Origin of the sequence: Shimazuella soli (assembly GCF_022511585.1) — a bacterium.
In the GTDB taxonomy this organism is placed as follows: domain Bacteria; phylum Bacillota; class Bacilli; order Thermoactinomycetales; family Thermoactinomycetaceae; genus Shimazuella; species Shimazuella soli.
This window is the reverse complement of the sequence record NZ_JAKWBN010000001.1, coordinates 497072-512478: the sequence shown is the minus strand read 5'-3', so window position 1 is coordinate 512478 and position 15407 is coordinate 497072. Positions and strand designations below refer to the sequence as shown.

Genomic DNA, 15407 nt, shown 5'->3' with positions numbered 1-15407 from the left:
TTCTACAAAACTGTATAGAGTCCTTCTAATTGAATAATTTCCCGTTTTTAGGACATACAATCATTAATATAACCTAAAAATACAAATTATAAAATAGATTTTATTTCAAAATTAGATTAGTAAGATTTACCTAACACATGCAAATTCCAGAAAAAAACCCGGTAGCACCGGGTTTAATTCTTTAATTTTTTTTGACAGAGTTGTTTAATTGTGCTTGTGCTGCCGACAATCTAGCAATGGGAACTCGAAAGGCTGAACAACTGACATAATCTAAACCTGTGTCATGGAAAAATTGAATGGAATTTTTTTCTCCCCCATGCTCCCCACATACTCCGGTTTTTAACCCTTCTTTTTTCTTTCTCCCTGCTACAGTTGCCATTTTTATCAGAGAACCAACACCAGCCTGATCTAATACAATAAATGGATTTTCAGGCAACACTTTTTGGTCTACATAAGTGTGCAAAAACTTGCCTTCAGCATCATCACGACTAAATCCAAAGGTAGTCTGTGTCAAATCATTTGTTCCAAAAGAGAAAAAGTCAGCTTGTTCTGCTATCTCTTCTGCTGTCAGCGCTGCTCGAGGAATTTCAATCATTGTACCGATGGTGTAATCAAAGGACACACCTGTTTCTTCTTGAATCTTTTCTCCAACCGCAATAACCATTCTTCGCAAAGCTTTTAATTCTTGTACATGACCTACTAAAGGAATCATTACCTCTGGACTTACAGTAATTCCTGCTTGTTTGGATTCTACAACTGCTAAAAAGAGCGCTTCTACTTGCATCTGATAAATTTCTGGATTTGTCATACCAAGTCGACAGCCCCGATGACCTAACATGGGATTAAACTCATGTAGTGCACGAACCTTCTTTAGCAAAGCTTCTGTTGTTACAGACTCTTGTGTATTCGTATTCTCATACTGCATTTTCGTAAGTTCCACCACTAAATCTTCCATATTTGGTAAAAACTCATGTAAAGGTGGATCTAAGAGACGAATATTTACTGGTAATCCATCCATCGCTGCAAAAATTCCTTTGAAATCTTCTTTCTGCATTGGCAATAATTTGGATAAGGCGCTTTGTTGTTCTTCTTCATTGTCTGCTAAAATCATTTGTTGAACGATTGGGACTCGATCAGGCTCCATAAACATATGTTCTGTTCGACAAAGTCCAATGCCTTCAGCCCCAAATTCTCTAGCTTTCTTTGCATCTACTGGATTATCTGCATTCGCTCGAACTTTCAAACGACGAACTTCATCTGCCCAAAGCAAGAGTTGTTCAAATTCAGTAGAAAGATTGGGATCAATCAGAGGTACTGTGCCTTGAATTACTTGCCCACTACTTCCATCAATCGTAATGTGATCTCCTTTTGCAATCGTGAGATTTCCTATTACAACCAATTCATTTCGCAAATCTATTTTTAATTGCTCGCAGCCACAGATACAAGCTTTGCCCATTCCACGAGCAACTACAGCCGCATGACTAGTCATTCCTCCACGACTAGTTAATATTCCTTGAGCTGCAAGGATGCCATGGATATCTTCAGGAGTAGTTTCTGGACGGACGAGTATTACTTTTTGTCCCTTTTCTGTCATTTTCTCTGCTTCATCTGCATCAAATATTACACTGCCAGATGCAGCCCCAGGGGATGCTGGTAAACCTTTGGCTATGACTTGCAAAGTAACATTTGGATCGATACGAGGATGCAACATCTGATCCATTTGATCTGGATCGATGCGCAGCAGTGCTTCTTCTTTACTAATTTTCCCTTCACTGACGAGATCGACAGCAATTTTGACAGCTGCTTGTGCTGTTCTTTTACCTGATCGCGTTTGCAAAATATATAGTTTTCCCCGTTCCACTGTAAACTCAATATCTTGCATATCTCCATAATGGACTTCTAATAGGCTAGATAATTCTACAAACTTTTTATAAATAGATGGCATTTGTTCTTTTAAATCAGCAATAGGCTTTGGAGTTCTTACCCCTGCAACCACATCTTCCCCTTGAGCATTAATTAAAAACTCTCCATACAATTCCTTTTCTCCAGTTGATGGGTTACGCGTAAATGCAACTCCAGTCCCTGAATCATCGCCTAAATTACCAAAAACCATCAATTGCACATTCACTGCTGTACCTAAATCATCAGGAATTTTATTGATTTTGCGATAAACTTTTGCTCTTGCATTGTTCCAAGAACGAAATACAGCTTCTATCGCTTGAGATAACTGAACTTTTGGGTCCTGGGGAAAGGGTGCGTTCGTCTTAGTTTGAACAATCTCTAAATAACGTCCAATCACTTCTTGCCAATCTTCGGCAGAAAGAGCTGTATCTTCCGAAACGCCTCTTTTTTCTTTTAACCCATCAATGACTTCTTCAAAAAAATAGTGATCAATTCCTAACACTACATTAGAAAACATTTGGATAAAACGACGATAAGAGTCATAAGCAAACCTTGGATTTCTGGTCAAATTTGCTAAGCCAACTACTGTTTTATCGTTCAAACCTAAATTTAAAATCGTATCCATCATTCCAGGCATAGAAAATACGGAACCTGACCGAACTGATACTAAGAGTGGATTTACATCATTGCCAAATTGTTTCTGAGTCTGTTGCTCTAGCTGGTCCAATGCAGTGTATACTTGTTCCATTAACACATCAGATAAAAGTTCCCCATCACGATAATAATCTAGACAAGCTTCCGTTGTAATCGTAAAACCAGCAGGAACTGGTAAACCTGCATTTGTCATTTCTGCTAGATTTGCACCTTTCCCACCAAGGAGATTCTTCTGATCTTTGGAACCTTCTGGAAATAAGTACACTTTTTTTGTAGACATGGATTACTTTCACCCCTGTTTGTTGATCATATCTAAGATGATATTTGCTGTCTCTTCTACCGCTTTATTGGTCACATTAATTTGAGGACATCCAACTCGACGAATGATTTTTTCGGCGTACTCTAATTCTTCTAGTATCCGACCCATGTTCGCATAACTAGCCTCGGAAGTTAATCCCAATGCTTTGAGGCGTTCTCGTCGAATACTATTTAAATGTTCAGGATCAATAATGAGCCCAATGCAACGTTTACGAGGAATCAAATAGAGTTGATCAGGTGGTTCTACTTCTGGAACAAGTGGGATATTCGCCACTTTCAACCCTCTGTGTGCAAGATACATCGAAAGTGGGGTTTTGGAAGTACGAGATACTCCAATTAACACTACATCTGCACGTAAAACACCCCGTGGATCTTTTCCATCATCATATTTCACTGCAAATTCAATTGCTTCTACTTTTCTAAAGTATTCTTTATCTAGTTTATGGATAAGCCCTGGCTCTCTTTTTGGTTCTTTTCCTAGTAATCGACTAATTCCATTCATCACAGGTCCAATCAAATCTACATAAGGCACTTGATTTCTAACTGCTTCACTTATGAGGTAATGTTGCATTTCTGGAACCACTAGTGTAAAGACGACCAAAGCTTTTTCTTCTCTTGCGATTTCAATGACTTCTTTAATTGTTTTGCGATCACCTACATAGGAAACACGGCGTATCTCGACAGATTTGGATTCAAATTGGCTTGCTGCTGCACGAATTACTGCTTCCGCTGTTTCTCCGATTGAATCGGAAACCAAATAAATAATGGAATGGCCGAGCAAGTGGTTTCCCTCCCTATACTTTCATTGCTTGTCCTAGTTCTACAAATGCCTTGACTATTGAAGTTTTCGTAATTCGGCCAACTACTTCCCATTCCTGAGGATATACTTGATGTGACCGAACCACTGGAAGTGAATCCACTTGATGGTTTACCATTTGCATAGCTGCTTCAAACAAGGAATCTTCACTTCGGCAAATTACCAGATTGGGCATTCTTGACATAATCACACCTACTGGAATCGATGAAAGTTCTGTCTTTCCCATGGCTGCTTTTAATAAGTCTTTTCGGGATACAACACCTGTCAAATATCCTTCTTTTTTGAGGATAAAAATACTTCCTACATCTTCTAGGAACATGGTGCAAATTGCATCGTAGACAGATGTGCTCTCCTGGATTACGATAGGGACAGATTTATAATCACCCACGGATAAACTTTTTATATGCTCTCCTAGTAATTGATTAGCTGTTTTACCTGTGTAAAAATATCCAACTCGCGGTCTTGCATCAAGAAAACCTGACATGGTGAGAATGGCAAGATCTGGTCTTAAGGTAGCACGGGTTAGATGGAGTTTTTCTGCTATCTGCTCCCCTGTAATAGGTCCCTTTTCTTTTACAATTTCGATGATTGTTTCTTGGCGTTTCGTAAGTTCGATGGTCTTTACACCTCCTATTCCTCCAATTGTGACATACTATTGTTATATATAGTATATACTATATTTTTAAATTCGTATAACATAAATTTTTACCTCCCCTGTTGATGTCATTATGGAAAATTATAGCATTAAACATTCGAACTATTAAGTCTATTTTTCACACAAGAAGAACCAAGACATAAAGCAAGGTTCCTCTTGTTTACATTTATGATTCTTTCCCACTAAAAACGATTTGTTCAAAAGCAGCAAATGATTGTACCAACGAATTAATATCTCTAAGCAAAGCAAGTCGATTTGCTCTTATTTTTTCTTCTTCAACCATAACCATGACATGATCAAAGAAAGAATGAATTACGGGTACCATACTTGCTAATGCATGATACTTTGATGTCTCATCTCTATCAGCTAAAATATAACGTTCTTTGGCATGTTTTAATGTATCAAATAATCTTTGTTCATATTCCGATTCAAACAAAGTAGCATTTACCTGACGGTCATCTGCTTTCTCTGCTAAGTTAGCTACACGAGTAAAACCTTCCACATCTAACTTAAAGGAATTTTGTTCGATCAATTTGCCCAATACTTCTGTTTTTTGAATCAAAGAATAAAGTTCGCCGATTTCCCCTTTTAACACTGCTTCAATAACATCATAACGAACATGTAAGTCTAGCAAATACGATTTGAGTCGAATACGGAAAAATTGCATTAATTCTTCGTACAATTGCTCTGTTGAAAGTTTAAGGGTTACTGTTTCAGCAACCGTCTCCACTGAATGCTTAATCAACTCTGTAAGCGATAAAGGGAAGTTTGTATAATGAACGAGCAATTGAATGATAGCTGCAGCTTTTTTTCGAAACCCATAAGGATCTTGTGAACCGCTGACAGCAAGACCAATGCCAAAGCCAGAGGCTAAAGTGTCAAAACGATCCGCTAATCCTAAAACAACCCCAATCTTACTTGTCGGCAACTGATCTTCTGCATGACGGGGCAATACTTGTTCATACAGAGCCTCTGCTACAGCTGGTTCTTCTCCTTGCAGAAAAGCATATTCTCTTCCCATATAACCTTCTAATTCAGGAAATTCACTGACGATCTGTGTTGCTTGATCAAATTTAGCGATCGAAGCAGCACGTGATAACTGTACTCGCTCTTGTTCTGAAAGATCCAGAAACTTCCCAAAAGCAAGTGCAAGTTTCTCTCCTCTTTCTACCCGAGCAGCCATTGAACCAAGAGCTTCTTGATAAACAATATTCTTTAATTTTCTTTGTGCTGTCTCAATAGTAAGTTTCTTATCTTCTGTAAAGAAAAATTGAGCATCAGCAAGTCTTGCACGCAATACTTTTTCGTTCCCTCGACTGACATAAGACAAACCATGTTTATCTCCATTGCGAATGGTCACAAAATAGGGAAGTAAAGCTCCAGTTGCATCTTGTACAGAAAAATATCGCTGATGTTCTCGCATGGTAGTAATGAGAACTTCTTTTGGTAAACTTAAGTATTCCGTAGCAAACTCACCGCTGACTACTGTTGGATACTCTACCAATTGGGTCACTTCTTCTAGTAAGTCTTCATCAATTGGTATTTCCCAATTGTTTTCTTTTTGCAACTCGATCAATTGATCCCGAATACTGGCAAAACGTGCATCCATATCCACTTCTACATACTGATCCCGCAAGGCTGCTGGATACTGGCCAGCTTCCGCAAGAGGAATATCTTTTCCTAAAAACCGGTGCCCTCTTGTCATACGGTCAGCAGTAATTCCTGCAAAAGAAACCGGAATCACCGCATTATCAAGAAGACTGACTAACCATCGAATCGGACGAATAAATTTCGTCCTGGTAGCTTCCCATCTCATTGTTTTTGGGAAAGTTAAACTCTCCAGGATGGACACAAAAGAATTCGCTATCACTTCTTCTGTATGTAATCCAACTTCTTGTTTCACTGCATAGACATATTCGGTTCCCTTGTCTTCCTTGAGTTCTAGTGAAGAAAGTTCTACACCATTTTTACGGGCAAATCCCATCGCCGCCTTGCTCCAAGAGCCATCTTCTGTTTTGGCGATTTTAGCAGCTGGACCACGCAGTAATTCCGTACGATCACTTTGTTTGACCGCTACTTCGTTCACCAATACCGCTAAACGACGAGGCGTCGCAAATGTTTGAACAGCTCCGATGGAAATTCTTTGCTCAGAAAACCATTTCTCAACTTTTTCTGAGAATTGTTCTGCTGCATTTCGAACAAATCGAGCAGGGATCTCTTCACAACCAATTTCAAATAAAAAACTATGCTTCACTTTGAACGCCTCCTTGCTTAAGCAGTGGGAATCCTAGTTTTTCTCTCTCCGCAATAAATGCTTTCGCACACCTTCTCGCTAAGTTACGAACTCGTTTGATATAACCTGTTCTTTCGGTCACACTAATTGATCCACGAGCGTCTAATAAATTAAACGTATGTGAGCATTTTAAAATGTAATCATATGCAGGAAATACGAGCGACTCGTCCAACGCCCTGCCTGCTTCTCGTTCAAAAGCATCAAATTGAGAAAATAAAAATGCTTCATCCGATATTTCAAACGTATATTTGGAATGCTCATATTCTGCTTGGTAGAAAACATCCCCATATGCTACACCTTCTACCCACTCCAAATCAAACACATTTTCTTTTTCTTGAATATAGGAAGCCAGACGTTCCAAACCATACGTAATCTCTGCTGAGACCAAATCTGTTTCCAAACTTCCTACTTGTTGGAAATACGTGAATTGAGTGATCTCCATTCCATCTAACCAGACTTCCCAACCAAGCCCTGCTGCACCAAAAGTAGGATTTTCCCAATTATCTTCTACAAATCGAATATCATGATCCAATGGATTCAATCCCAATACACGCAAACTATCCAAATATATTTCTTGGATATTGTCTGGCGCAGGCTTCATGATGACCTGAAATTGATGATGCTGATAAAGTCGGTTTGGGTTTTCGCCATATCTGCCGTCAGCGGGGCGGCGAGAAGGCTCTACATAAGCCACATTCCATGGTTCTGGACCTAACGCCCGCAGAAAAGTCATCGGATTTAGTGTTCCAGCACCTGTCTCTACATCATAAGATTGAACCAATATACATCCTTTTGCACTCCAAAAATCTTGCAGTGCTTTGATCATCTGTTGAAAATTCAACACATTCACCTCCAAAAAATAAAAAAGCTTCTTGTCTCCATGTGATGATAAAAATACATCACATAGGGACGAGAAGCTGTTTCCCGCGGTTCCACCCTATTTGACCAAAACGCAATTTGGTCCACTTTTATTCATACTAATGCTCGAGAACGCCTATTCACGAATGCCACTATCAGGCTCGCACTCTCCCTGATTCGCTAGGAAGTGGGGGATTCGTTACTTCTTTCTGTCATCGCACTTCAAATTTTTTTTAGCTTACCAAATGCTAGAGGGAATTGTCAACTTTGAACAGCCAAATTCATTTGTTTACACTCATAATATATCTAATTATAATGAAAATAAGTAGTTCACCGACGGGGTGAGCTGTAAGTGATGGAGTCAAAGATGGCATCGACCGAACCGGAGTCTAAGGTCACCTCCACAACCGAGGCGACAGAGGAGACGACCGACGAGCCGTCGACCCCCTCCAGCTCGACCTCTGTCCCCCATGTCCTCGATTACATGGGATGGCGTGGGGACTTTGTGGTCTACGGAAATCACCAGATCTAGTAGGGTCTCATGATCCAATAGAATCTGGTCGTTCCAGCGGCTGCACACGATATGTGTGCAGCCGCTGCCAGTTTATCAGTCTTTATTTACCTGCTGCCTTAATCACATTCGCAGGAACTTGAAAAGGCGTATGCAGTTCCCCTTTTTTCTTCAACGTTATCACTTGATCCGATGTGGGAGATTTTCCGAAGGTCAATCCCAATTCTAACTTCACATGAAAGTCAGCTTCTTGAATAAGCAGTGTCTTCTTATTTATCACGATCGAACAATCCACGCTTTTTACTTTAACTTTTTGGGCATTATAATCCATCATCGTTCCATTTCCAAAATTGACCGAGTGGATGACTGCTTTTGGATACACTTGAAACTTCATCTTTTTCCCTACATTTTGAAGGAAATTTGGCAGGGAAGCGTAAAATTCCGGTTTAGCTACGATTTTATATGCATCTGACGTTTCCGTAATCGTTACTCCCTTTGTCGATTTGCTATCTTTTATCGCATTTAAATAATCGACTGGTAAAGAGGGCACATATAATTCACCTGTATATTGGTCTTGCTTCATCCATTTCCCCTCAAACTCCGAATCATCAGAACTTGGATCAATAAATTTACTGTAGGTGGTATTTTCTCCAGCTTTCCATTGGTCCCATGATTCTCCTTGCTTTAAGTTACTCGGGGTTTGATCGATCGCATATCCACTTTTGTTCGAAGAAGTAGCATGAATATGAGACTTGTCATATTTTTCTTCAAGTGCTTCTCCTGTTTTTAACACTTTATAAGTCCCTTCTTGAGAAGGATAGACTTGATCATCTTTCGTCGTCCAAGCAAAAATTTGGTTTTTCGAACTGTTATCCCAAGCATCTAGCGACTTTTTCATCACATTCTGTATCTTCGTATCTGAGTTTTGTTTCGGATCAACCTGTGACGTTTTCGTTATATTACACCCAGCTAATAGCACAGTCATCAATAAAAAAGAGAGTGATAGAAATCTAAACTGTTTCAACTTAAATTCCCCTTTATTAGTCATGATGTTCTATTCTATCTTACGACCCTCTTTTCCATAAAGAAAACAAATAGCCAAATATAACCATTTTCCACAACAAAAAAGCAAACAAAAGTATAACCGATTGTTTGCTTTTTGTTTAATTCCAAGTTGATCTTAACTGTTGAAGAATAGCTCTCGACTTGGTCTTTATATCCAATTGTGCATCCAAATAATATTGCAATATGGTCTCCAGATCGCGTTTGGTTTCCCATTTTATATTGACATTTCCTAGTTGATCAGCAGATATATCATTTAAAATCCGTAAGTAATAGGCGGTTGCAGGGGTAATACTGATATCTCTCGGTGTCATACACTTGGTGCACACCATACCACCTTGTGCTAGTGAGAAAGCTGCTGCTTCTCCATTTTGCCAAGGAGTTCCACAGTTAGCACACCCAGAAAATACAGGTTTATATCCAGCTGCTGTTAAAATTGCAAGTTCTAGTAAACGCGTCAATATTTCTGGGTCCTTGCCATCATTTAATTGAGAAAGTAACATTCCAAGCTGATTATATAAAGTTAGAGAAGGTTCTTTTTCTACGATAATTCGATCCACTAATTCTAACCAATATGCCCCATAAGCAGTCAATAAAAGATCTGATCGTATGGTTTGATGGTGATGAATAATATCTGCTTGAGAAAGGGATGGCATGCTTGTTGGACTATGCTGATAACAGACAAAATCAGCAATCGTAAAAGGTTCTGTAACTGCACCAAATCTGCTCCTTGGCTTTTTGGAACCTCTTACGATCATGCTTACTTTTCCTCTTTCACGGGAAAAAATAAACAGCAAGTGGTCACTTTCTCCATAAGATTGATTTCGAAGGACGATTCCTTGCAATTTGATAATCATTGCTGTCCTTTCTACTAGGCCTCTTCTTTCTGCTTCTCGTCCTCTAACTGTTCTTCATCCTGCTCAACCGTTAAAGCCTCTATATCTTTGTATAAAAGATAGGCATCGATGCTACCCGTTACCTGAAAACAGCTCCATGAGAAATTTCGCAACGAGTCTCTTCCTTTCTAGAGAGGGGTTCAGAGTTAGCATGACCGAGGAGCATGATTTATATGAGACAAAGTTATTGGTTATTTTTTACTCCTCATCGCGATATCCATATTCCCTCAGATATTGGGATTCATTGCGCCAATCTTTTCGCACTTTAACCCATAAATCCAAGAATATGCGATATCCAAATAAACGTTCCATCTCAGTACGTGCAAGTTTACCGACTTGCTTGAGCATTGCTCCTTGCTTGCCGATTAATATTCCTTTTTGTGATTTGCGTTCTGCGACAATAGCAGCCCGCAAATATAATGTTTGTTGATTTTCCCTCAACTTTGCCTCTTCTACCACTACTGCAACAGAATGAGGAATTTCCTCATGTGTTAATTCTAACACTTTTTCCCGGATAATCTCACCCATGATAAATTTTTCAGGATGATCCGTCACTTGATCTTCTGGGTAGTACATGGGACCTTCTGGTAAGCGTTCTAAAATTAATTCAAGCAAACGACCTGTATTATTTCCTTTTAAAGCTGATATAGGGATAATCTCATCAAAGTCATGAAGCTGGCGGTATTGCTCGATAAATGGCAATAGTTCGTCAGGATGAACTTTATCGATTTTATTGACCACCAAAAATACTGGTGTAGAAACGCCTTTTAGTCTCTCGATTATGTATTGATCTCCACCGCCTAAACCTTCTTCTGCATCAACTAAAAATAAAATAAGATCTACTTCTGTAAACACATTTTGTGCAGTTTTAACGAGGTATTCTCCTAATTTAGACTTAGGTTTGTGAATTCCTGGTGTGTCAAGGAAAATAACCTGACCTTGTTCATCTGTATAAATGCCTCTGATTTGATTTCTCGTTGTCTGAGGCTTGTCTGACATAATGGCAATTTTTTGGCCGATTGCTTCATTCATCAATGTTGATTTTCCCACATTTGGGCGTCCAATAAGTGCCACAAATCCGGAGCGGAACTTATTTGTCATAAAAATCCTCCTTTTGAAAGGCAAAAGGGAGCAGTGCATACTCCCCTGTAAGCTCTTTTTCATAATTCTAGTGAGTATTTCGCTCTTATAAAAGCTGCAATCCAAGTACAGCAATGACAATCCCCATAAGCGCACCAAAATACATCGATCGATAATTGGTGTTTTCTTTAATACGTGACTGTACGGCAATGCCAGTTAAAAATAACACCAAGATACTAATAGGTAGTTGCCAAATCACCAAGATGATTAATGTCGCTATACAAAAGGTAAGAGACATGATCAAACTTGGTTCCCAGTCTTTCCAATATCTCGATACCCATGCTTTGAGCAAAAAAGTAGCAAAAAAAGTAACTAAAACAATAGCTGTAAGCCCAATTGTCGGCGGATAGAGAGAATGTTCCGAAATACTGGTGTGAATAAACCGCAAATAAGGAAAAAAGATACTAGTGCCAACAATAAAAGCAAGACCTGCAGTTAAAAATACAGCTCCTGCTGCAACATCTTTGGCAATCTTAGCAAGTGGATGGAATTCTTCTGTAATCATATCTACTACTGCTTCAATCGATGTATTGATCAATTCTGCAAACAATACCAGGGTGATAGTGACAAACAACAGTAATATCTCTAGCTTTGATAAAGATAGGCAAAGGCTCAATAATAAGACAACCAATGCAGTAATAAAATGAATGCGCATATTGCGCTGGGTGACAACTGCATACTTTAAGCCTTCTAATGCGTATCGAAAGCTTTTGAGTACTTTTGTCACCCACATGAAACATCTCTCCCTACCTCGTAATTTCTAACTCGGATAATACTTTCTCTTGCAAGCCGAACATTTCTTCTTCCTCTTCTTTTGTTTCATGATCATAACCTAGTAAATGCAAAAATCCATGTACTACCAAAAAGGAAATCTCACGAAGTAAAGAATGACCATATTCTATTGCTTGAACACCTGCTATCGGAAGACTGAGAATAATATCTCCAAGTTCAATCGTTTCTTCCCAATCTTCTTTGCTCCATTCCGATCGATTTTCAAATAGCGGGAAAGAAAGAACGTCTGTAGGACTATCTTTTTCCCGATATTCTCGATTAATTTCTTGGATTCTTTCCTTACTAACTAAGGTTAATGATACGGAAACATCAGGTAATTCTTCCATCTGAGCTACTTTATCTAATACTTCTGGTACTCTGTCAATCGCTGCTTTTTCTTCTTCTGTCAAAGGAATTTCTGCTTCTATTTCAATAGTTACCATCTATTTTGCCCCTTTTGCCGGTATATCTTCTGGGTACTCAATACGGGAATGAAAAATTCCCTGTAATGTAGCTGCCATGGCTTTCGCGATAGAATTACACTCTTTAAAGGTCAAATCACATTCATGAAACTGCCCATCTTCAAGTCGATCTCGGATGATTTTACTAATCATATTTTCAATTCGAGAAGGAGTTGGCTTGGAAATGGAACGTACAGCAGCCTCCACACAATCTGCAATCCCGACAATAGCTGCTTCTTTGAACTGTGCTTTTGGACCTGGATAGCGATAATCAGCCTCAATAACTTGTGTTCCATTGCTTTGTTCTAGTGCACGGTAATAAAAAAACTTCAACAATGTTGTCCCATGATGTTGAGCAGCAATATCTTGGATTGCTTTTGGGATGCGGTGAGCCTTTAGCATCTCTACACCATCTCTTGGATGTGATAAAATAATTGTTTTGCTCAAATTTGGCGATATTTTATCATGTGGATTATCTCGATGAATCTGGTTTTCGATAAAAAACTGTGGCCGCTTTAATTTTCCAACATCATGATAATAAGCTCCAACTCTTGCAAGAAAACCATCTGCACCAATGGATTCAGCAGCTGCCTCGGCTAAATTTCCAACTATGATGGAATGATGATAAGTACCAGGAGCTTTATAGAGTAAATCCTTTAGTAATGGATGGTTAGGATTGCTAAGCTCCAATAGACGAAGGGGAGATAGTATTCCAAACACCGCTTCAAAATATGGCAAGAACCCAATCGTAAGCACAGCAGAGAAAATACCGCCAATTAACCCAAACAGGAGGGATTGAAAAAGCTGCGCCCAATCCCGTTCTGCTGGCCATAATGTATAAAGAGCAAGAATAGCTACCATACTCACGAAAGAAGTTAAAACACCTGCTTTTAAGACAGCACTTCTTCGTTTTACACCATCAAGGGCAAAGGTACTGATTATTCCACTGATCAATGTAACTAATCCAAAACGAAAATCAAACAAAAACTGATTATCTCCGTTAAAAAACATGCTGGCTGCTAAACATAGAATTAAACTTGCTGCTAAAGATAATTTTGAATTTAACAACAGTGTAATTAACATTGTCCCGAGCGCAACTGGAGCAAGAAAACCTACTGTACTCCATTCTAGATTTTGTCCCAATGTAACTATCTTCATCCCAATCAATGTAAGTAACATAATTGAAATCAGCAACAAAAGTTGGCTGTTATCTGCATGTAGGAAGGAATGAAAGCGCTGCACATAAAACCGAAAGATAAACAATATCAGTAAGACAAGGATCAGTAAACCCATATAAGGTATGACATTTGTTTGTTCGCGTATCAGACCTATTTCTTTTAATTTTCGATATTGATCAGGTGTGACTACTTCCCCAGAAGAAACAAGTACTTGTCCTTTTTTGATCGGGATAGATTCAACAGAATCTTTAGCAGCTTCTCGAAGTGATTCTGTTTTCTTCTGGTCATATAGTTCATTAGGAATTAAAAAATATCTAGTGATTTCACGTGCCAAATAGCGTGAATTACTCGATAGGGATGAAGTGACCAACATACTGTCTACTTGATCTTTTTTCGTAGCGAGTTCTTGAGAGCGAACTCCTTCTTCTAGTATATTGGAAACAATGTCCCTGGTAGTAAGGCGTAAATCTGTTAATTCGGTTAAAGAAGTGCGTACCAATTTGATATAAAATTCCTCTGGCAATTCTTGGGAGATTGCATCTTTTAAACTTTTAATTTTTTCAGGTTCTTTCAATGTTTTATCTCCGATGATCCGTCTTGCATCAGCAAACACCAAATCAATTTTTTCAATTTGACTGTTCGTTAATTCTTCATTTTTTGTGTATTGAGGATCTACAGAGTATGCTGCTCTATCCTTTGCTGCTTTTGTCGCTGTATCATCAATTTTAGTTATAGGAGAAATAATCGTTTCTCTACTTATTTTCCCAACTTTTATATCGACAAACTGCGGCAAGGCATGTGGAAGCAACAACAAATAGAACGCGACCCCGAAGATCGCGTAAATGAGTATCTGTATGGAAAAATGACTTTTCCACTCTCCTTGAAAAAAAGAAGCTCTTTGGCTTTTTCCCATGACTAACTGGCTCCTTGGTTGTCTTCCTCAGCATATGCTTCAATAATTTGTTGTACCAGTGTATGTCGAACAACATCAGCTTGTTTTAAATAGACAAAACGAATATCTGGAATTTTTTCTAGTATCCGCTCTGCCACTCGCAATCCTGAATTTTTTCCTCGAGGCAAGTCCACTTGGGTGACGTCTCCAGTTATGACCATTTTGGAGCCAAATCCAAGACGAGTTAAAAACATCTTCATTTGTTCAGGTGTTGTATTTTGGGCCTCATCTAAAATGACAAATGCATCTTCTAATGTTCGTCCACGCATATAAGCTAGAGGTGCAATTTCAATTAGTCCGCGTTCCATCATTTTCGTAACTTGTTCCATGCCAAGCATAAGGTATAAGCTATCGTATAAAGGTCGTAAATAAGGGTCTACCTTTTCTTGAAGATCGCCAGGTAAGAATCCTAAGTTTTCCCCTGCTTCAACTGCTGGTCTTGTTAACACAATCCGTTTCACACGATTAGTCTTTAAGGCCATCACTGCCATAACAACAGCCAAAAAAGTTTTCCCAGTACCTGCAGGTCCGATCCCAAAGACGATATCTTTTTTCTGGATAGCTGTGACATAGTGCCGTTGACCTAGTGTCTTAACTCTTACCTTTTGACCCTTTTGGGTAATACCAACTTCTTCCTGGTACAATTCCAATAGTTCATCTGCCTTGTCTGATTCCGAAAGCCGCTTGGCATATACAACATCACGTTCATTTAACTCCAGACCTTGGCGAATAAGGGTCAGTAAGACACGAAATAATTCCTGTGTTCTATCTACTTGTTCAGATGGTCCAGAAACTACAATTTCTCCGCCTCTCGACACGATCTTGACTTTACTATCGGCTTCAATCACTTTGAGAAAAGTATCATGCGGGCCAAACAATTTAATTGCTTCATCAGAAGTTTGAAATTCAATGTGAATCCGTTTTTCATTGCTTTGCAAA

13 protein-coding genes are annotated in these 15407 nt (G+C 38.9%); all 13 read right to left on the bottom strand.

Annotated features, from left to right (window positions below; genetic code table 11):
- Positions 1 to 181 precede the first annotated feature (181 nt).
- The 13 genes from ppdK to MK805_RS02700 all read right to left on the bottom strand — a co-directional run bounded on the left by ppdK (position 182) and on the right by MK805_RS02700 (position 15406).
- Positions 182 to 2836 carry a pyruvate, phosphate dikinase gene (gene ppdK / locus MK805_RS02760; RefSeq protein ID WP_240873669.1) on the bottom strand — a complete coding sequence of 885 codons (2655 nt, stop codon included), beginning with the start codon at positions 2834 to 2836 and terminating at the stop codon, positions 182 to 184.
- A 9-nt stretch (positions 2837 to 2845) separates the two neighbouring features.
- Entirely contained in the window at positions 2846 to 3655 is an 810-nt protein-coding gene (locus MK805_RS02755) for a pyruvate, water dikinase regulatory protein (protein ID WP_240873668.1), read from the bottom strand.
- Between the two features lie 13 nt (positions 3656 to 3668).
- Entirely contained in the window at positions 3669 to 4334 is a 666-nt protein-coding gene (gene ccpN / locus MK805_RS02750) for a transcriptional regulator CcpN (RefSeq protein ID WP_420833047.1), read from the bottom strand.
- Between the two features lie 178 nt (positions 4335 to 4512).
- A complete protein-coding gene (gene glyS / locus MK805_RS02745) occupies positions 4513 to 6600 on the bottom strand; it encodes a glycine--tRNA ligase subunit beta (RefSeq protein ID WP_240873667.1) in 2088 nt (695 codons plus the stop codon).
- Entirely contained in the window at positions 6590 to 7480 is an 891-nt protein-coding gene (gene glyQ, locus MK805_RS02740) for a glycine--tRNA ligase subunit alpha (RefSeq protein WP_240873666.1), read from the bottom strand. The genes glyS and glyQ overlap by 11 nt, the downstream gene beginning before the upstream one ends.
- Before the next feature lie 631 nt (positions 7481 to 8111).
- On the bottom strand, positions 8112 to 9032 hold the full coding sequence (locus MK805_RS02735; RefSeq protein ID WP_240873665.1) for a hypothetical protein: 921 nt from the start codon (positions 9030 to 9032) through the stop codon (positions 8112 to 8114).
- A 139-nt stretch (positions 9033 to 9171) separates the two neighbouring features.
- On the bottom strand, positions 9172 to 9927 hold the full coding sequence (gene recO, locus MK805_RS02730) for a DNA repair protein RecO (protein ID WP_240873664.1): 756 nt from the start codon (positions 9925 to 9927) through the stop codon (positions 9172 to 9174).
- A 14-nt stretch (positions 9928 to 9941) separates the two neighbouring features.
- Positions 9942 to 10079, bottom strand: coding sequence for a YqzL family protein (locus MK805_RS02725; RefSeq protein ID WP_240873663.1), 138 nt, complete (start codon positions 10077 to 10079; stop codon positions 9942 to 9944).
- 85 nt (positions 10080 to 10164) lie between these two features.
- Positions 10165 to 11067, bottom strand: coding sequence for a GTPase Era (gene era, locus MK805_RS02720; protein WP_240873662.1), 903 nt, complete (start codon positions 11065 to 11067; stop codon positions 10165 to 10167).
- Between the two features lie 85 nt (positions 11068 to 11152).
- On the bottom strand, positions 11153 to 11839 hold the full coding sequence (locus MK805_RS02715; protein ID WP_240873661.1) for a diacylglycerol kinase: 687 nt from the start codon (positions 11837 to 11839) through the stop codon (positions 11153 to 11155).
- Between the two features lie 13 nt (positions 11840 to 11852).
- Positions 11853 to 12320, bottom strand: a complete 468-nt coding sequence (gene ybeY, locus MK805_RS02710; protein WP_240873660.1) for an rRNA maturation RNase YbeY — start codon at positions 12318 to 12320, stop codon at positions 11853 to 11855.
- Positions 12321 to 14429, bottom strand: coding sequence for an HD family phosphohydrolase (locus MK805_RS02705; protein WP_240873659.1), 2109 nt, complete (start codon positions 14427 to 14429; stop codon positions 12321 to 12323). It abuts the gene before it with no gap.
- 2 nt (positions 14430 to 14431) lie between these two features.
- The gene (locus tag MK805_RS02700; RefSeq protein WP_240873658.1) at positions 14432 to 15406 is read right to left on the bottom strand and encodes a PhoH family protein; all 975 of its coding nucleotides are present in this window, start codon (positions 15404 to 15406) and stop codon (positions 14432 to 14434) included.
- Position 15407: the final 1 nt, after the last annotated feature.

Excerpts from the sequence above, each read along its gene's own strand:
- ppdK (WP_240873669.1), bottom strand. The coding sequence starts at position 2,836 with ATGTCTACAAAAAAAGTGTACTTATTTCCAGAAGGTTCCAAAGATCAG.
- recO (WP_240873664.1), bottom strand. The coding sequence starts at position 9,927 with ATGATTATCAAATTGCAAGGAATCGTCCTTCGAAATCAATCTTATGGA.
- era (WP_240873662.1), bottom strand. The coding sequence starts at position 11,067 with ATGACAAATAAGTTCCGCTCCGGATTTGTGGCACTTATTGGACGCCCA.
- MK805_RS02715 (WP_240873661.1), bottom strand. The coding sequence starts at position 11,839 with ATGTGGGTGACAAAAGTACTCAAAAGCTTTCGATACGCATTAGAAGGC.
- ybeY (WP_240873660.1), bottom strand. The coding sequence starts at position 12,320 with ATGGTAACTATTGAAATAGAAGCAGAAATTCCTTTGACAGAAGAAGAA.
- MK805_RS02705 (WP_240873659.1), bottom strand. The coding sequence starts at position 14,429 with ATGGGAAAAAGCCAAAGAGCTTCTTTTTTTCAAGGAGAGTGGAAAAGT.